The sequence below is a fragment of the Bradyrhizobium campsiandrae genome, assembly GCF_014529705.1.
Taxonomy (GTDB): Bacteria; Pseudomonadota; Alphaproteobacteria; order Rhizobiales; family Xanthobacteraceae; genus Bradyrhizobium; species Bradyrhizobium campsiandrae.
Map to the genome: position 1 here is coordinate 1 of NZ_JAANIH010000199.1, position 472 is coordinate 472.

Consider the following 472-nt stretch of genomic DNA (forward strand, 5'->3'; position numbering starts at 1 on the left):
GAGGCGGGTTGATCCAGCGCTAAGCCATTTGTGACCGAGACAAGGCTTACAAGGAATACGTGAAACAGGGGACAAGGAGCAGTCATGAAACGTGTAATTCCTTATGGAACATCTGACCTGCTGCACTCCGGACATATCAACCTGCTGAGAAGGGACAAGGCCCAGGGCGACTATGTGATCGTTGCCTTGTCTACTGATGAGTTCAACTGGAATTCCAAGCACAAGAAGACCTACTTCTCATATGAACAGCGCAAGCAGCTACTGGAAGCCATCCGCTACGTTGACCTGGTCATCCCTGAAAATGACTGGCATCACAAGCGCAGCGACATGCACGAATACCACATTGACACTTTTGTCATGGTGGAGGACTGGAAGGGCAAGTTCGACTTCTTGAACGAAGAAGGCGTCAACGTTGTTTACCTGCCAAGAACCCCTGAGCTCAGCGCATCACAGCTTAAGCATGATCTGTATG

General features: G+C 50.0%; 1 protein-coding gene. It reads left to right on the forward strand.

What is annotated here, in order from left to right:
• Positions 1 to 84: 84 nt before the first annotated feature.
• The coding region (gene tagD, locus G8O24_RS47115; RefSeq protein WP_188108430.1) for a glycerol-3-phosphate cytidylyltransferase at positions 85 to 472 on the forward strand (388 nt) is incomplete at its 3' end.